Raw genomic sequence first — 17,593 nt, 5'->3', positions numbered from 1 at the left:
TGCATGTTTTAAGAGAACTTCATTGCGCTGATGGTGACTATCGATGCCAGCGATGGTCCCGCTTACGGGGCCATCACCGTGACCGTCATGGCATCTGCGGCAGTTCGTTGGGGCGCAGGTCAAACACCAGCACTTCGGCGTCTTCGCCATGGCTCAGGCGGATCTGGCGCTCGTCCCGCACTCGCACACCGTCGCCTTCCTGCAAGCGCTGACCATTGAGTTCAACGCTGCCGCGTGCCACATGGACGTAGGCGTAGCGATCCGGTGCCAGCTCCAGGCGGGTACTTTCGTCAGCGTCGAACAGCCCGGCATACACCCGCGCGTCCTGACGCACTTTCAGCGAACCGTTGGCGCCGTCCGGCGAGATGATCAACTGCAAGCGCCCACGTTTTTGCGCTTCACTGAAGTGCTCCTGCTGATAGCGTGGCTTGGCGCCGGCTTCGTTGGGCACGATCCAGATTTGCAGGAAATGCACACCAAGGCGCTGGCTGTGGTTGAACTCGCTGTGGGCCACGCCGCTGCCGGCGCTCATCAGTTGCACATCGCCGGGGCGAATCACCGAACCAGTGCCCAGGGTGTCCTTGTGCTCCAGTGCGCCTTCAAGCACATAGGAGAAGATCTCCATGTCGCGGTGGGGGTGCTGGCCGAAGCCTTTACCCGCGGCGACACGGTCATCATTGATCACCAGCAGGTCGGAAAACCCCTGCTCCTTAGGGTTCCAGTAGTTGGCGAAAGAGAAGGTGTGGAACGACTTCAACCAACCGTGATTGGCGGCGCCGCGTTCGGAAGCTTTGCGAAGGGTCAGCATGGTCCAGTCCTCAAGTGAGCGCAGGCTGCGAGATGCAGGGCGCTTGCGTTGAGAAGAAGGTTAATGGTTAACAAAAGATTGATTAAGAAGGTGGAAATAGAATTACTGTCAACTTCAGGTTGACAGTAAAAGTCGTGCCATAATGCCCGTCGCACTCCTTCTCGATGGACATTTCCCGCTTATGAAAACCGTGGCCATGGCGCTGTTCCCGGACTTCCTGCTGCTTGACATGGCCGGGCCGCTTGAAGTGTTTTCGATTGCCAACCGCTACCTTCCGGCGGCCGATCACTACCAGATCCTGACCATTGGCACGGAGCCTGGTCCGTTGCGGGCATCCAATGGTGTGGTGGTCCAGACCGATCTACTGTTGGAACAGGCTCAGGCGGCTTATGACCTGCTGCTGGTGCCGGGTGGCCCAGGTGCCTATAACGAATGCCATCCCGCGTTGCTGCCTTGGCTGAAGGCCGCCGCGCCGCGTGCCCGGCGTTTCGGCTCGATCTGCACCGGGGCCTTTGTGCTCGGCCATGCAGGCCTGCTTGACGCGCGCCGCGTGACGACCCACTGGCACTACACAGAGCGCTTGATCAAGGCCTTTCCCAGCGCCATCGTCGAGACCGATCGCATTTACTTGCAGGACGGGCGCCTGATTACCTCCGGCGGCGTCACTGCGGGTATCGACCTGGCCCTGTCGGTGGTTGCCCAGGACCATGGCAAGCAAGTGGCGGTGGATGTGGCCAAAGTCTTGCTGGTGGTGATGAAGCGCCAGGGTGGCCAGGCCCAGTTCAGCCCCATGACGGCTGCGGTAGCGCCGCAGGAAACCGCGATCACCCGCGTGCAGAACCACGTGCTGGCGCATCTTGATCAGCCGTTTACCATCGAGTCCATGGCCGAACTGGCCGGCATGAGTGCACGCCATTTTGCGCGACTGTTCGCCAAGGACGTGCAGATGACGCCCATGGCGTTCTTGCAGGGCGCGCGCATCGACCGTGCCCGGCAACTGCTGGAAACCACCGACCTGCCGCTCAAGACCGTGGCGTTCCACGCAGGCTTTGGTAGCGTGCGGCATATGCGCTTTCTGTTCAGTGAAAAACTGGGCCTGAACCCGACCCAATACCGACAACAGTTCAGTTAACGACACAATGTCCGTCTGAGGCACTCGATTGTCCGTATCGCTCCCCGTGCCAGCATTGTCCTGTCATCGCTAGCTGGCAAGATAGGGCCGAGCCCATGGAAAAGGATGCGCAGGCACTCAAGCACGGGTGTTTCAGCGCAGTTACGGACATGCAAGATTCTGCGACGCTGAGCTTCGGCCCCTACACCTTTCATCGGCAACAGCGCCTAGTCAGCAAGTCTGGCTGGCCGGTGCCGTTGGGCGGGCGTGCGTTGGATATTCTTACGGTACTGCTGGAAGCGCCGGGGCAGTTCATCAGCAAGGCCACCTTGATCGAACGGGTCTGGCCCAACAGCGTCGTCGAAGACAATAACCTGCGCGTGCATATTGCCGCGTTGCGCCGGGCGCTGGACGGACAACGCCTGATCCTCAATCACCCCCAGCGTGGTTATTGCTTCATTGGCCCCGTGCAAGCCACTGTGCCGACGCTGCCGGCCGCGCATAACCTGGCTGCCCGGCTCAGCCCGGTGTTCGGTCGCGAAGAGCTGGTGAGCCTGCTGGCGCGGCGCTTGTCCGGGCAACGCTTGCTGACCCTCACCGGTGTGGCCGGCGTCGGCAAAAGTACGCTGGCCCTGGTCCTGGCCGAACGCGTGTTGTCGCGCTATCGCGACGGGGTGTGGTGGCTCGACCTGACCCAGATGCAAACCCTTGGCGAACTGCTTGCCAGCGTTGCCACGGTCATGCAGTTCAATCCCACTGACAGCCTCGATGAGGTGTCTCGCCAGTTGGCCTCGCGCCAACTGCTACTGGTGCTCGACGGTGCCGACCTGTTGCTCGGCGCCTGTCGAAAGCTGGTGCGCACACTGCGCGAAAGAGCGCCCGAGGTGAGTATCCTGATCAGCAGCCGCGAACCCTTGCTGGCGCCCGGCGAGTGGGTGTTGCGTGTACCTGCGCTGGCACTGCCTTCACTGTCGGTGTGCCGCAGTATCGAGCAGGCCATGGCGTGGCCCGCAGTGCAGCTGTTTGTCGCCCGCGCCCGCGCCAGCCAGCAGGATTTTGTGTTGCGGCCGCAGGACCTGGCGCCGTTGCGCGATATTTGTCGACGCCTGGACGGTATCCCATTGGCCCTCGAACTGGCGGCCGCCCAGGTCGATGCGCTGGGCATCGGCGCAGTGCAGCAGCAGTTGCGCAGCGGCCTGCAGGGGCTGACGCGCGGTCGCCGCACAGCGGTAGAGCACCATCGTTCAATCACCGCTGCCCTGGATTGGAGCTACGAGCGTCTGAGCCTGCCGCAGTGCTGGCTGTTCTTGCAGTTGGGCTTGTTCAAGATGGCGGTGAGCTTGCCCACGTTGAGTGAGATGGTACGCGGTACCGAGCTTGAGCACGCCGACCTGACTTATCTGTTGGCGCGTCTGGTCAATACCTCGCTGCTGGTCATCGAGCCTGGGTTTGGCCCGCGGCGCTACCGGTTGCTCAACTGCGTGCGCAGCTATGCTTTGGCACAATTGCGTGATCCGGACCAGGTGCAGCGGTTGCAGCAAGGTTATGGAGACTGCCTGGATGCGTTTTCAGGCCGGCCGTTTGTCTTGCAACTGGTCGAGCAGGCCGCGCACGCGCATTAAGTCCTGGGTAGCGAAGCCTTCGGTAAATTGCGCGTGGATCGGGCTCAGCAGGTTCCTGGCAGCCAGGCTGCGCCCTTGCTGTTGCCACAGTTGCGCCAGGGAGTGCGCACATCGCAGCTCCCAGGCGAGCGCGCCTTGCTGGCGCGCCAGGCCAAGGGCCTGGAGCAAGAGGGCTTCAGCGACGCGCATATCACCTTGACGCGCCAACTGTTCGGCGCGCACCCGCAGAATTTCCGCGGCGCACCAGCCGGCAGCGCCACTGTGTGCCCTTTCGATGGCGGCCGCGTCGGCTTCACGGGAGCCGAGTGTGATCAAGGTATCCTCGATCAGTCCCAGACCCTGCAAATGGTTGTCACCCAGGATGCCGGCGTAATGCCCGGCCCAGGTCTGGAACAGTTGCACTGAATGCTTGTGGGATTGCTCCAGCAGCAGCGTTTGCAACGCGTGTGCGTCGTCTTCGGCGCCGTTGTAGCGGGCGATTACCACGCTGGCCAACGCCAGGGTGTAGCAAATCGATGTGCCGTGATTGATCTGCAGCGCCAGCTCCAGCGCCTGGCTGGCGGTGCGCCAGGCGCGCTCGGGAAAGCCTTGTAGCCACAGAATTCTCGCCAAGATGGTCAGGGACGCGACGTTTTGGTCGTACTGCACGCCCACGCCATGGGCGAAGCGGTTCACGTGGCCACTGTGGGTCATGCGCTGCAGCACCTGCTCGGCATGGTGACGAGCAAGCGGCTGATTGCCCATGTAGTGCTGGCCCAGCGCGCGCAAGCGTTGGACGCTGAGGCCCAGCAGCGGTTCGGTGCGCGGGTCGAGGCGCTCGAACTGTACGCTTTGCTCCAGCGCCTCGGCATAGCGTCCGGCACACAGGTTCACGGCCATATGGCCTGAGACCGCACGCAACTGGCCGGCCAGGTCCTGATTCATTTCGGCCAGGCGTGCGGCACCCACGAAGGCTGCGACGGTCTGGGGCGCGGGGCCCAAGGCATGGTACGAAAGACTGCCCAAAGCCAACTGCAATTGCAGGGTCAATTGGGTGCAAGGGGCCTTGACCTGATCAATCAGCGCCAGCGCCTTGTGCACATAACCGCCGTGCTCGCGCAGTAACGACAGCTCCTGCCACAGCGGCATCGCACTGACCGTCAGGCGAATGGCCAACAGGTGCTCGTTTTCCTCGGTAAAGCTCCAGTCGAGTGCGGCGCGCACGTCCTCGCGCAGCGGTGCGTAACGGTCGAGCCAGGGCTGCGTGGCGATCAGTTCCCAGTCGCCTTGCGCCTGTTCCATCAGCGCCAGGCACCTGGCGGCGTGGCGTTCGCGAGTGGCGTGCAGCTCGCCGGCCTGGCTGAGCTTTTCCAGGGCATAGGTGCGGGTAATATCCAGCAGGCGATAAACCATCTCGTCATCGCTGGCTTCCACGTTCAACAGCGACTTGGCCACCAGTTGCGTGATGGAGCCCAGCACCTGGGAAGGGGCAATGTTTTCCCCGGCGATCACCGCCGCCGCGCTGACCAGGCTGAAACCACCGCGAAACACCGCGAGCCGGCGCAGGCAGATTTTTTCGCATTCGGTGAGCAGGTCAAAACTCCAGTCGAGCGTAGCTCGCAGGGTTTGCTGGCGGGGCAGGGCACTGCGTCGCCCGCGGGTCAGCAGACGGAAGTTGTCCTCCATCTGCACCAGCAGCCCCTGCAAGCCAAAGCGTTCGATCTGCGCGGCGACCAGTTCGATCGCCAGGGGAATGCCGTCCAGGCGCTGACAAATATCGATTGCCAACGGCAGTTCGGCTTCGCTGAGGGCAAAGCTGTCCTGATGAGACATCGCCCGCTCGATCAGCAACTGCATGGCCGGGTAACCCAGGGCCTGGGCACGGTTGCCGGTGGCGGGCGGGCAGGCCAGCGGTTCGAGGCGTTGTACATGTTCACCCTCGGCGCGCAGGGCTTCGCGGCTGGTGCTGAGAATGTGCAGGTGCGGCGCATGGCGCAACAGGGTTTCGCTGATCAGGGCAATGTCGTCGAGCAGGTGTTCGCAATTATCGATCACCAGCAGCATCTGGCGCGCCTGCAGGCTGCGGGCGAAGCTGACCAGTGGCGCATTTTCGCCGGGAGTGAGGCCGAGCAGGGCGGCGAGATTGGGCAGGATCATCGATGCGGCGCTCAGCGGCGCCAGGTCCAGCAGATGAATCCCATCGCGGTAATGCCCGATCAGCAATTCGGCGACACGCAGGGCCACGGTGGTCTTGCCGATGCCACCGGCGCCGGTCAGGGTGATGAAGCGTTGCTGCGGCAGTTGCTGCACCAGCGCGTCGATCAGGGCCTGGCGGCCGATCATTCGCGTGCGTCGCAGCGGCAGGTTATGGCGCGGGCGCTGGGGGGCGCCGTCAGTGGGTAGCGTCATCGGTTCGATGCTCAGTGGCGCAACAAAGCTGTAGCCGCGCTGGGCGACTGTGACGATATAGCGCTGCCCGGCCTGGCCGTCACCCAGCGCCTTGCGCAACGCCGCCATGTGTACCCGCAGGTTGCCGTCTTCCACCACGCTTGTGGGCCAGACCCGCGCGATCAGCTCCTGCTTGCTCACCACATTGCCGGCTTGCTCCAGCAGGATCAGCAGGATATCCACCGCCCGCCGCCCCAGGCGCAACGGGCGACCGGCCTCCAGCACCAGGCGCTGGCGCGGGTGGATGCAGTAGGGGCCGAAGTGCACGGCCTGGTCGCTCAGGTCTGTCATGGTTGCCCAGGTTATGGAGTAGGGGTTGGGCCAGCATATTCCAGCTGCGTCACGACCACTAGGCGGCGATCACGTCAGGTTTGGGACGCGAGTGGTGATTTCGCCAGGTCATCGGGTTCACACCTTCGCTGCGCGTGAACATATGGCAGAAGTGCGCCTGGTCGCAGAATCCGCATTCCAGGCTGATTTGCGTGAGGCTCAAGGACGAACCGGTGATCAATTCCTTGGCCCGCAGAATCCGCTGCTGGCGAATCCATTCCTGGGGCGACACCCCGGTGGTGCATTTGAAGGCGCGGGAGAAATGGCTGCGCGACAAGGCGCAGGCCTGGGCCAGGTCGGCGATGGCCAGGCTTTCGCCGAGATTGGCGAGGATCAATTGCTTGGCGATGCGCTCGCGCCGGGGGCACAGGCCACCGGTGGCGGACAAACGAGGGGCATATTGCTCAAGTCGGGCCATGACAAATATCCGCAGTCGATGGGAGCGTTCCCGTGAATGGATGCAGTGTAGACGCGGCTTATCTTGTTGCCGGGCCGCCTGGCTGACGAGTTAATCGTTGTTAATTTCGCCAGGTGCCGTCGCATAAAAGACAGCACGGCTATGCAATCGCAGGCGTGCGGGGCATGCTTTGCTTGCCCTCTGCAAATTGTCTGGATACCGCCATGAACCGCAACGACCTGCGTCGCGTCGATATGAACCTGCTGGTGATTTTCGAGGCCCTGATGTTCGAAAAAAACCTGACCCGGGTCGCCGAGAAGCTCTTCATGGGCCAACCGGCGGTCAGCGCGGCGCTGGGCCGTCTGCGCGATTTGTTCGACGACCCGTTGTTGCTGCGCAACGGTCGCGGCATGGAGCCCACGCCACGTGCGGTGGCAATACTCAAGGAGCTGCAACCGGCCATGGACACCATCTCCGGCGCCGTCAGCCGCGCCAAGGATTTCGACCCTTCCACCAGTTGCGCGGTGTTTCGCATTGGCCTGTCCGATGACGCCGAGTTCGGGCTGTTTCCCGCGTTGCTCAGCCAATTGCGCGAGGAGGCCCCGGGCATCATCGTGGTGGTGCGCCGGGCCAATTACCTGTTGATGTCATCGCTGCTGGCCAGCGGCGAAATTTCGGTCGGGGTGAGCTACACCACCGAACTGCCGGCCAATGCCAAGCGCAAGAAACTGCGGGATATTCCCTGCAAGGTGTTGCGCGGGGATGACGGTGAGGCGCCGCTGACTCTGGATGACTACTGCGCCAGGCCCCATGCAATGGTGTCGTTTTCAGGGGACTTGAGCGGCAATATCGATTTGGACCTGGCGCGCATCGGTCGCTCGCGGCGGGTGGTGCTGGCGGTGCCGCAGTTCAGCGGGTTGCGCGCGTTGCTGGCGGGTACACAGATCATCGCGACCGTGCCGGACTACGCAGCGTGCGCGTTGACCGAAGGCACCCGCTTGCGGGCCGAGGATCCGCCGTTTGCGATTGATGCGGCGGAGCTGTCGATGGTCTGGAGCGGGGTGCATGACAATGACCCGGCGGAGCGCTGGCTACGCGGGCGGATTGCCGAGCATATGGCGGCGAGCTGACTGCCAAGTGACTGTCGGTGATCTCCTCCCACAGAAACCCAGACAGCACATACATCCAATTCCCAGTACCCCCGGCCCGGCAAACTCCTCCCATCGCTCAATCCTGCGGGGGAGTCACCCAATCATGGACCCAACACCTAAAACCAGCTCTGACGAAGTCGTCACGCTGGTCGTCAAGCACCGGGTCAAGCCCGGCCGTGAAACCGAGTACGAAGCCTGGCTACGCCGCATCGTGCGTATCGCTGGCGAACGCCCCGGCCACCTGGGCGTCGACGTGGTGCGCAGCCAGCAAAACGGCACGGCCCTGTTCACCTGCGTATTGCGCTATAGCTCCACCGATGCCCTGGAACTGTGGCTCGACTCCCCGCAACGCCAGGCCCTGATCGACGAAGCCGCGCCGATGCTGGCTGACGGCGATCAGACTGAAATCGGCGGCGCCAATGAGTTCTGGTTCGCCCCTCAGGCCGACGGCGCCGCCAAGCCGCCGCGCTGGAAGCAGGCGGTGGTCAGCCTGCTTGTGATCCTGCCGCAAACCTTGCTGCTGCCCTTTATCTGGGGGCCGATCCTGCGGCTGCATCCGTTTTTGTCCAACTACGTGGTCTCGACCTTTTTGGTCACCCTCACCATCGTGCTGTTGGTGGTGTACCTGCTGATGCCGGCAGCCACCCGCCTGTTCGCTCCCTGGCTTGAAGCCTCTGTAAAGGAAACCCTATGAACGCCGATCTGATTCTGTTCAATGGCCAGTTCCACACTGTGGACCGGGAAAACCCACGCGCCAGCGCCGTCGCCATCCGCGACGGGCGCTTCGTCGCTGTCGGCACTGACGGTGAGGCCATGGCCCTGCGCGGCAACGGCACCCAGGTGATCGACCTCAAGGGACGCACCGTCATCCCCGGCCTAAACGACTCGCACCTGCACCTGATCCGTGGCGGGCTGAACTACAACCTCGAACTGCGCTGGGAGGGTGTGCCGTCCCTGGCCGATGCCTTGCGCATGCTCAAGGACCAGGCCGACCGTACCCCCACGCCGCAATGGGTGCGCGTGGTCGGCGGCTGGAACGAATTCCAGTTCGCCGAAAAACGCATGCCCACCCTGGAAGAACTCAACCAGGCCGCGCCGGATACGCCGGTGTTCGTGCTGCACCTGTACGACCGCGCCTTGCTCAACCGTGCGGCGCTGCGCGTGGCCGGCTACACCAAGGACACGCCGAACCCACCGGGCGGCGAGATCGTACGTGACAGCAACGGCAACCCCACCGGGATGCTGGTGGCGCGGCCCAACGCGATGATTTTGTATTCGACCTTGGCCAAAGGCCCGAAACTGCCGCTGGAATACCAGGTCAACTCCACCCGCCAATTCATGCGCGAACTCAATCGCCTGGGCCTGACCAGCGCTATCGATGCCGGCGGTGGTTTCCAGAACTACCCGGACGATTACGCGGTGATCGAGCAACTGGCCAAGGACCAGCAGTTGACGGTGCGCATCGCCTACAACCTGTTCACCCAAAAGCCCAAGGAAGAACTCAGCGACTTCAAGAACTGGACCGGCAGCGTCACCCTGCATCAGGGTGACGACTACCTGCGCCACAACGGTGCCGGGGAGATGCTGGTGTTCTCCGCTGCGGACTTCGAAGACTTCCTCGAACCACGTCCGGACCTGCCGCTGACCATGGAACAGGAGTTGGAACCGGTGGTGCGCCACCTGGTGGAACAGCGCTGGCCGTTCCGCCTGCACGCCACTTACGACGAATCCATCTCGCGTATGCTCGACGTGTTCGAGAAGGTCAACCGTGACATTCCGTTCAATGGCCTGCCGTGGTTCTTCGACCATGCCGAAACCATCACCCCGAAAAACATCGAACGGGTGCGCGCCCTCGGCGGTGGTATTGCGATCCAGGATCGCATGGCGTTCCAGGGTGAGTACTTTGTCGAGCGCTATGGCGCCAAGGCCGCCGAAGCCACGCCACCGATCAAACGCATGTTGGCCGAAGGCGTGCCGGTAGGGGCGGGCACCGATGCCACGCGGGTCTCCAGCTATAACCCCTGGACCTCGTTGTACTGGATGGTCAGCGGGCGCACGGTCGGCGGCCTGGAGCTGCATGCCGAGGGCTTGCCGCGCCTTACCGCGCTGGAGTTGTTTACCCACGGCAGCGCCTGGTTCTCGTCCGAGCAGGGCAAGAAAGGCCAGATCAAGGTCGGTCAGTTGGCCGATGTCGCAGCGCTGTCGGCGGACTTTTTCAGTGTCGATGAAGAGGCCATCAAGTGGATCGAGTCGGTACTCACCGTGGTCGGCGGCAAGGTCGTCTACGGCACTGGCGACTTCGAAGATTACGCACCGCCGCGCGTGCCGGTGCTGCCGGACTGGTCGCCGGTGGCCAAGGTGCCGGGGCACTGGCGCCCGACTTCGCCGATGCAGGCGCAGGTACATCAGTGCAGCGGCCCGTGCGGCGTACACGCCCACAGCCATGAAAAAGCCCGTCTTTCCAGCGTGCCGGTCAGCGACTTCCAGGGTTTCTGGGGCGCGTTCGGCTGCTCGTGCTTTGCCTTTTAATCAGCAAATCGAAGGAGTTAACCCATGACTTACAAGCGCTTGAACAAAGATGACGCCGTTGTCCTGCTGGTCGATCACCAAACCGGTCTGATCTCCCTGGTGCAGGATTTTTCCCCCAACGAGTTCAAGAACAACGTGTTGGCCCTGGCCGACGTAGCCAAGTTCTTCAACCTGCCGACCATCCTGACCACCAGCTTTGAAAGCGGCCCCAACGGCCCACTGGTTCCGGAACTCAAGGCATTGTTCCCGGACGCGCCGTACATCGCTCGCCCTGGCCAGATCAACGCCTGGGACAATGAAGAGTTCGTCAAGGCCGTCAAGGCCACCGGCCGTAAGCAGATCATCATTGCTGGTGTGGTGACGGATGTGTGCGTTGCCTTCCCGACCCTGTGCGCCCTGGCCGAAGGCTTCGAGGTGTTTGTGGTCACTGACGCCTCCGGCACCTTCAACGAGACCGTGCAACAAGCTGCCTGGGCACGTATGACCGCCGCGGGTGCGCAACTGGTGAACTGGTTCTCGGTGGCCTGCGAGCTGCAAGTAGACTGGCGCAACGACATGGAAGGCCTGGCCAACCTGCTGTCGCCGCGCATCCCCAACTACCGCAACCTGATGAACAGCTACTCGGCGTTTACTGCCAAATAACCGGTTCTCGAAACTTGTAGGTAATCCCTGTGGGAGGGGGCTTGCTCCCGATAGCGGTGAGTCAGATATGGATTAATTGACTGACCCACCGCTATCGGGAGCAAGCCCCCTCCCACATCAGGTTTGTGGTGTGCCTCTTAACCCGCTATAAAACAGCCCATCGTCCACCGAGTAGCGACAATGAACCCCTTCGAAGACATGCGCCTGTTCTGTCAGGTCATGGAGTCCGGCAGTTTCACCGCCGCCGCCGAGCAACTGGGCCTGTCCAAGCAATTTGTCAGCCGCCGCCTGATCCAGCTGGAAGAACGCCTGGGCGTGCGCCTGCTCAATCGCTCCACGCGGCGCCTGGATGTCACGCCACTGGGCCAGAGTTACTACGAATCCGCCTTGCGCCTGCTCAGTGATGTCGAGCAGGTGGAGCAGGGCATTGCCGGGCAGAACAGCGAACCGCGCGGCACGATTCGCCTCAGTGCGCCGCTTTCGTTTGCCATGGCGCACTTGGGTTTCCTGCTGCCGCTGTTCCTGCAGCGCTATCCCGACGTGTCGGTGGAGGTTGATCTCAGCGACCGCCCGGTAGACCTGATCGGCGAAGGCTACGACTTGGTGCTGCGGATCGGCACCCTGGAAGATTCCACCTTGATCGCCCGCCGTATCGCCAGCATCCCGAGGGTGTATTGCGCCAGCCCCGATTACCTGGCTTTGCGCGGCACGCCGCAAAAACCTGACGACCTTGCCGACCACGACTGCCTGCCTTACGGTCACGGCCGCCAGGTGCAATGGCGTTTCAAGGGCAAGCTGCAAGCGCTGAATGTGAGCGGGCGCATGCGGGTCAACAACGGCGATTTGCTGCGTGACACCGCCATTGCCGGGTTGGGGGTTACCTACCTGCCGACGTTCATAGTCGGCGAGGCATTGAAGGATGGTCGCCTGGTCAGCGTATTGGACGAGTTCGCGCCCGAAGCCCTGACGTTGTCGGCGGTGTACCCCCAGCACCGGCAGAGTTCACGGCCGGTACAGGCGTTGGTCGAGTTCCTGCGTGAACGCCTGGCTGGCGGTTGCTGATACGTGTGGGAGCAGGCCAGCCAGCTCCTGTAATTTGAATAGCGTCAGGCGTTTGCAACGTTGGTTAATTCAAGGCCCGCCACATACCGCTCCAGATTCGCCAGGAACGTATCCGCAATCTCCTCCTTGCTGTTGGTAGAGATCGCCGACGTATGCGGCGACAACCGCACCCTGGGATGGGTATACAGCGGATGCCCGTCCGGCAACGGCTCCGGCTCGGTCACGTCGAGCGATGCCAGCCCGATCTGCCCGTTATCCAGCGCCTCCAGCAGCGCCTCCTGATCCAGCAAGCCACCGCGTGCGATGTTGATCAGGTGCAGCCCCGGCTTGGCGCTGCCCAGCACGTCACGGTTGATAACGTGCCGCGTTGCCTCGGTCAGTGGTGCCGCCACCACCAGGTGGTCGGCGCGGGCGAACAGGTCGTGGATGTCAGTGGCGGCCTCCACGCCGGCGCTGAACGGAGCCTGGCTCTGACGCAGCGCGATCACCTTGAGGCCAAGGCCCAGGGCTTTTTGCGCCAGGCTTTCGCCAATCGCCCCAAAGCCCAAGATACCCAGGGTGGTACCTTTGAGCGGGCGCAGGGCGGTGAAATTCCACTGCGAGTCTTTCACCCAGATGTCCGGCAGATGTTTGGCGGCGGCAAAGATTGCTGCCAGGGCGAATTCGGCCAGGTTGTCGGCCGCGCTGCCCCTGGACGTGCTCACAGGCGGGCCGTTGAACAGCCACTGCGGGTAGAAGTCGATGCCCGATGACACCAGGTGCACCCATTGCGCGCCGTAGGGCCAGCCCGGTGGGGGCGTGTCGGGGGCGATATAGCCGCGCACATTGATCGGGCGCAACAGCAGGATATTGGCCTGGGGTGGCAGGTCGTTCGGCGCACCCACCGGCACACCGATCACCTGAGCTTGGGGGTGCAGCGGCGCCAGTCGTTCGCGAATGACCTGGTTGAAGTCTTCGTCCAACTGGCTGGCAATTATCACGTGGCTCATGGGCGCTCCTTCTGGTGTTGGGTAAACACGGCTCTGCCGACACCTTGCAGCACGGCGTCGTTTTGTGGGGTATGCACGCGGCTGCACAGCACATCGCGGTAATGCCGTTGCAGTGGGCTATGGCGTGACAAGCCTGGGTTGCCCGAGGCTTCGATGGCCAGCTCGACGGCGCGGATCGCGTTACCGGTCACCAGGTATTTCAATTGTGCGGCGTTGGCGGTCGGCGTGTGGCCTTGAGCGGCAGCCTCAAGCAGGCTGCGATTGGCGAACAGCAAGGTGTCGATATGGCCGACGGTTTCCTGAAAGCGCGGCAAAGTGGACAGCGCAGCACCCAGGTTGGATGGCTTGCGCTCTTGCAGCCAATTCACCAACCAGTCCCGCGCCGCCTGGGCCACCGCGTCGTAAACCGACGACAGCAGCACCGACATCCACAGCAAGCCTTCGCCATCCAGCTCCGGCTGCGGCGCGTTAAAGGGGCTGACGCTGACGGCGTGGTCCAGTGGCACCAGTACGTTGTCGAGCACCACCTCGTGGCTGCAAGTGGCGCGCATACCCAGGTGATCCCAGGTGTCGATGATGCTCACGCCGGGGCTGTCCCTGGCCACCAGCCAGGCGCCCACCAGCGGGTCTGCGTCGTCGCTGCGCGCCCATACGCTGAACCAGCTCAAACCATGGCTGCCGGTGGAGTAGAGTTTGCGCCCGCTGATACGCCAGCCGTCAACGGTGCGCACGGCGGTGGTGGCGGGTAAACCGCCACGGGCCGGTGTGCCCAGGTCCGGTTCGACGCGCAGGGCATTGATCAGCGCACCGTTGCGCACCGCGTCCTCGGCGACGCGTACGCGCAGGTGCCGGGGCCAGGTTTTGCTGTCTTGCAGGCGGGCGTGTTGCAGGTACTGCATCACCAGGATCAGCGCCGTGGAGGGCTCGCCCTTGGCGACGGCGCTGATGGCCTTGCGCGCCTGTGCCAGGCTGGCACCGCCGCCGCCGAGGGCGCTGGGGACGGTGAGGGCGACCAGGCCGTGTTGGTGCAACAGGTTGAAGTTGGCGTGGGGGAAGGCGCCGCTTTCGTCATAGACATGAGCGGTCCCGGCCAGTTCGGCGCTGAGGCGGGTGAGCGTGGTGTCGAAATCGACGACGTCTACAGCGCGTAGAGACGAGTGAGTCATCAGCATGTACTCGGTCAAGTGTGGGAGGGTGTCTAGCCTTGAGCGGGGCTCGCACTGCATCCCTCTTTAGCGCGAGGCCTGGTCGAGGGTGGCACGCTTGGCGTTAAAGCTTGGATCGAAGCCCTGGGAGACATCGATGCGGTTGGGCAGCAGCCCCTCTTTTACATACGTGTCGGCGGTGGCTTGCAGGCCGCTGATCACGGCGTCGTCAATCGCGACCGGCGACAGGTGAGTGTCCTTGGCTACTTCGATATGCACGGCCAGCGGCAAGCCGGTGATCCTGGCCTGGGCGGCGGCATACTCATCGGGGTGGGCGTTGGCCCAAGCGTAGGCGCGGTCAACCCGTGCGACAAAGTCGTCCAGTTGCGCGCGCTTGTCGGCAATGGCCTGGCCGGTCGCAGCGAAGTACAGGTGATTGCTCAGCACGTGTTTACCGCTGACCAGCACGCGAGCGTTGCTCTGTGAGGTGACCACGGTGGTGTACGGGTCCCAGGTGGCCCAGGCGTCTGCAGTGCCGTTGTCCAGCACCAGCCGCGATTCGGCAGGCAGCAGGAATATGAACTGCACATCCTGAGTGCTCAGGCCCGCATCGTTCAGGGCCCTGATCGCCAGGTAATGCCCGATGGAGCCGCGCCCGGTGACGATTTTTTTGCCTTTGAGATCGGCCGCGGTCTTGATCGGCGAGTCCTTGGGCACCAGCAGCGCGGTGGTGTTACGCCCTTGTGCATGGATGATGCTGATCACTTTGAGCGATGCGCCGGCGCCCAGGGCGAACACATAAGGAGCGTCACCGAGGGCGCCGACATCAACGGCGCCGGCATTCAGCGCTTCGCCCAAGGGCGAGGCCGAGGGGAATTCCGACCACTTGATTTCGTAGGGCACGTTGCGGGTTTCGCCAGAGGCTTGCAGCAGCGCCTTGATCGTGGATTTCTGGTTGGCCACGCGCAGCGGTTGCAGGTCGGCAGCCTGTACGCTGGACAGCAGGCCGAGGGCCAGGGCGGCGCCCAGTAGCAGGTGTTTGAAAGGGATGGCGTACAGCATGGGACACACTCCAGGCGTTGGATAAGGGGGATACCTCCACCTGGAGAAGGGGTCGGATAGGCGAAAACGATGCAGCAGCAGGTCAGATCACGTAGAAACCATGGGTGCCGTCGCGGGCCAGTTGCTCGACCAGGCCGAACTCCCAATCCAGGTAAGCCTGCATGGCTTCCCGTGGGTTGTCGGTGCCTTCGTAGGGGCGACGGTAGCGGTCGATACGCGGTGAGGCGAGGTGGGTTTCGCCTTCCTCCAGTGGCAGTTGCGCGGCGATCCAGGCGGCAGTGCCGTCCTGCAACACGAACACCTGCTGGCCGGTCAGCGCTTGCACCTCGGCCACCGCCAGGCGTGCCAATTGGCTGCTGCCGCAGGTCAATACGTAGCGCTGGGCACGCGGCACCTTGGCCAGGGCCTGGGGCAGTTGCGCACGCAGCACCCACCAGGCACCGGGGATATGGCGTTTGACGTAGTTGGCGCTCGCGGTGAAGTCCAGCACCACGGTGTCACCATGGCCCAGCCAGTCGGCGAGGGTGTGCGGGCTGATCAGTTCGGCCTGGGGTGGCGCAGGCACTGGCGCGACCCACCCGCCGCGTTCGCTGAAGTGCTCGGCTTGCAGGTCATCCAGCACATGCACTTGCCAACCCAACTGAGCCAGCCAGGAGGCGGACATATTGGCACGCACGCCGTCATCATCGACCAGCACCAGGCGCGCACCGCGTACGCTGGCGACGTGGTCGGTTTCCTGCACCAGTTGCCCGCCGGGTGTGGCGCGTGCCCCGGGCAGGTGCCCGGCTTCGAATTCTTCCGGGGTGCGCACATCGAACAGGTAGGTGGTGCGCGTCGTGTCCTGCTGCCAGTGGTGTAGATCGCCAAGGGTGGCGCGGCCGACACGGGCCTTGTCGGCAACGCGGCGTGCAGCCTCGGCGGCGGGTTGGCGATGTTCCTCTGGCGTTGGCGCGAAGCGGCGGGCTTGGCTGTGGGCAAGTGTTTGCCCGGCCAGGGTCCAGCCGATGGTGCCGTTGCGTAGCGCCGCGACCGGGTTGGGAAGGCCGGCATTGATCAACGACTGGGTACCAATAATGCTGCGGGTGCGCCCGGCGCAGTTGACGATAATGCGCGTGGCCGGGTCTGGCGCCAGTTCGCGGGCGCGCAAGACCAGCTCGGCACCCGGCACGCTGATACCGGTTGGAATACTCATGGTCTGGTATTCGTCGAAACGGCGGGCATCGAGCACCACCACATCGGCCTGGCTGTCGAGCAGGGCCTGGACTTCTTCGGCGGCCAGGGATGGCGTGTGGCGCTGGCTTTCCACCAGCTCGCCAAAGGCTTTGCTCGGCACGTTGACGTCGATAAACAGCTCGCCACCCGCGCGGCGCCACCCGTCCAGTCCCCCCTCAAGCAGGCTGACCTGGGTGTAGCCCAGCTCAAGTAGACGTTCGGCAGCGCGGCTGGCCAGCCCTTCACCGTTGTCATACAGGGTGACCTGGGTATCGCGGCGTGGAATGCGTGCGTACACCTCCAGTTCCAGCTTGGACAGCGGGATATTGGCGGCGAACAACGGGTGGGACTCGGCAAACGGCGCTTCTTCACGCACGTCGATCAACGCCAGCTCCTCACGGTCCAACAGGGCCTGACGAATCTGGGCAAAGCTGCGGGTCGATACGGTGGTCATAGGGCAGGGCTCTTTTCTTTGGACAGGTCCCAGATGTTCGGGAGCGTGGCGTTGGAATAACCGGAGATAAACAATTTTTCGCTGCCGTCGGGCTGGTACACCGCACGGCGTACCGCACCGATATTAGCGCCGTATACATGGATGCTGATGGACACCTGATCGCGGTGGGCATTGCTGACCTGATGGATATCGCCGATCTTGGGCGATACCGCCTCGACCTGGCCCGGCAGCAGCTGGACGGGTGAGCCTTGCGCCACCAGGCTGCCGTCGGGCGCACGAGCAAAGCCCTGGGAAAACTCAGCGCCCCGCAACATGCCGATCAGCCCCCACACCCGATGGTCATGAATCGGCGTGCTTTGCCCTGGCCCCCACACAAAACTGACCAGGCTGAAACGCTGGCGCGAATCGGCATGCAGCAAAAATTGCTGATAGCGCTTGGGATCGGGCTGGGCGAACTCGTCGGGGAGCCAGTCATCATGGCTGACCAGTTGCGCCAGCAGTTTGCCGCCGCGGTGCAGCAGGTCGCCTTCACGTGGGTTGGCGTCGATCAATTCCGCCAGGGCGCCTATGAAGGCTCTGAGTCTCTCGGGGTGTCGGGCCTGGGGCATGACCATTCCATCGTGCTGTTGTGATGGGTTTATATAAGCATAAT

Annotated in this window: 15 protein-coding genes; 7 read left to right on the top strand and 8 right to left on the bottom strand. The window is 63.2% G+C overall.

The features are described from left to right. Nucleotides 1-85: 85 nt before the first annotated feature. The gene (locus TK42_RS13315; protein WP_005787654.1) at nucleotides 86-808 is read right to left on the bottom strand and encodes a pirin family protein; all 723 of its coding nucleotides are present in this window, start codon (nucleotides 806-808) and stop codon (nucleotides 86-88) included. A 181-nt stretch (nucleotides 809-989) separates the two neighbouring features. Between TK42_RS13315 and TK42_RS13310 the strand changes: the two genes are divergently transcribed. Beyond that, the gene (locus TK42_RS13310) at nucleotides 990-1,940 is read left to right on the top strand and encodes a GlxA family transcriptional regulator (RefSeq protein ID WP_103734407.1); all 951 of its coding nucleotides are present in this window, start codon (nucleotides 990-992) and stop codon (nucleotides 1,938-1,940) included. 95 nt (nucleotides 1,941-2,035) lie between these two features. Then, on the top strand, nucleotides 2,036-3,541 hold the full coding sequence (locus tag TK42_RS13305; protein ID WP_103734406.1) for a winged helix-turn-helix domain-containing protein: 1,506 nt from the start codon (nucleotides 2,036-2,038) through the stop codon (nucleotides 3,539-3,541). On the opposite strand, the gene TK42_RS13300 is transcribed toward TK42_RS13305, so the two are convergent. Together TK42_RS13300 and TK42_RS13295 are read right to left on the bottom strand one after the other, a co-directional pair. Next, entirely contained in the window at nucleotides 3,488-6,259 is a 2,772-nt protein-coding gene (locus TK42_RS13300) for a winged helix-turn-helix domain-containing protein (RefSeq protein WP_103734405.1), read from the bottom strand. The genes TK42_RS13305 and TK42_RS13300 overlap by 54 nt on opposite strands. Before the next feature lie 58 nt (nucleotides 6,260-6,317). Further along, a complete protein-coding gene (locus TK42_RS13295; RefSeq protein ID WP_103734404.1) occupies nucleotides 6,318-6,716 on the bottom strand; it encodes a helix-turn-helix domain-containing protein in 399 nt (132 codons plus the stop codon). A gap of 203 nt (nucleotides 6,717-6,919) precedes the next feature. On the opposite strand from TK42_RS13295, the gene TK42_RS13290 reads away from it, so the two are divergent. The 5 genes from TK42_RS13290 (at nucleotide 6,920) to TK42_RS13270 (ending at nucleotide 12,079) form a co-directional block, all read left to right on the top strand. Beyond that, nucleotides 6,920-7,825 carry a LysR family transcriptional regulator gene (locus tag TK42_RS13290; RefSeq protein ID WP_103734403.1) on the top strand — a complete coding sequence of 302 codons (906 nt, stop codon included), beginning with the start codon at nucleotides 6,920-6,922 and terminating at the stop codon, nucleotides 7,823-7,825. A gap of 124 nt (nucleotides 7,826-7,949) precedes the next feature. Continuing rightward, nucleotides 7,950-8,540, top strand: a complete 591-nt coding sequence (locus TK42_RS13285) for an antibiotic biosynthesis monooxygenase (RefSeq protein ID WP_032876263.1) — start codon at nucleotides 7,950-7,952, stop codon at nucleotides 8,538-8,540. Further along, nucleotides 8,537-10,375, top strand: a complete 1,839-nt coding sequence (locus TK42_RS13280; RefSeq protein WP_103734402.1) for an amidohydrolase — start codon at nucleotides 8,537-8,539, stop codon at nucleotides 10,373-10,375. The genes TK42_RS13285 and TK42_RS13280 overlap by 4 nt, the downstream gene beginning before the upstream one ends. A 24-nt stretch (nucleotides 10,376-10,399) precedes the next feature. Beyond that, nucleotides 10,400-11,017: an isochorismate family cysteine hydrolase YcaC gene (ycaC, locus tag TK42_RS13275; RefSeq protein WP_005787666.1), complete on the top strand. Its 618-nt coding sequence runs from the start codon at nucleotides 10,400-10,402 to the stop codon at nucleotides 11,015-11,017. A 180-nt stretch (nucleotides 11,018-11,197) separates the two neighbouring features. Next, the gene (locus TK42_RS13270; RefSeq protein WP_103734401.1) at nucleotides 11,198-12,079 is read left to right on the top strand and encodes a LysR family transcriptional regulator; all 882 of its coding nucleotides are present in this window, start codon (nucleotides 11,198-11,200) and stop codon (nucleotides 12,077-12,079) included. 44 nt (nucleotides 12,080-12,123) lie between these two features. Here TK42_RS13270 and TK42_RS13265 read toward each other — a convergent pair whose 3' ends face one another. The 5 genes from TK42_RS13265 to TK42_RS13245 all read right to left on the bottom strand — a co-directional run bounded on the left by TK42_RS13265 (nucleotide 12,124) and on the right by TK42_RS13245 (nucleotide 17,549). Next, nucleotides 12,124-13,068 carry a D-isomer specific 2-hydroxyacid dehydrogenase family protein gene (locus TK42_RS13265; protein ID WP_032876254.1) on the bottom strand — a complete coding sequence of 315 codons (945 nt, stop codon included), beginning with the start codon at nucleotides 13,066-13,068 and terminating at the stop codon, nucleotides 12,124-12,126. Next, a complete protein-coding gene (locus TK42_RS13260; protein WP_103734419.1) occupies nucleotides 13,065-14,234 on the bottom strand; it encodes an acyl-CoA dehydrogenase family protein in 1,170 nt (389 codons plus the stop codon). Before TK42_RS13260 ends, TK42_RS13265 begins: the two co-directional genes overlap by 4 nt. Nucleotides 14,235-14,300: 66 nt before the next feature. Next, the gene (locus TK42_RS13255) at nucleotides 14,301-15,275 is read right to left on the bottom strand and encodes an ABC transporter substrate-binding protein (protein WP_103734400.1); all 975 of its coding nucleotides are present in this window, start codon (nucleotides 15,273-15,275) and stop codon (nucleotides 14,301-14,303) included. An 82-nt stretch (nucleotides 15,276-15,357) separates the two neighbouring features. Then, nucleotides 15,358-16,941 (bottom strand): rhodanese-related sulfurtransferase, encoded by a 1,584-nt coding sequence (locus tag TK42_RS13250; protein WP_103734399.1) that lies wholly within the window; start codon nucleotides 16,939-16,941, stop codon nucleotides 15,358-15,360. Beyond that, a complete protein-coding gene (locus TK42_RS13245; RefSeq protein WP_103734398.1) occupies nucleotides 16,938-17,549 on the bottom strand; it encodes a cysteine dioxygenase in 612 nt (203 codons plus the stop codon). The genes TK42_RS13250 and TK42_RS13245 overlap by 4 nt, the downstream gene beginning before the upstream one ends. Nucleotides 17,550-17,593: the final 44 nt, after the last annotated feature.

This window comes from Pseudomonas sp. GZJR-8 (genome assembly GCF_002916705.1).
GTDB lineage: Bacteria > Pseudomonadota > Gammaproteobacteria > Pseudomonadales > Pseudomonadaceae > Aquipseudomonas > Aquipseudomonas synxantha_A.
The sequence above is the reverse complement of the archived record's forward strand: the minus strand, read 5'-3'. Positions and strand labels throughout refer to the sequence as shown.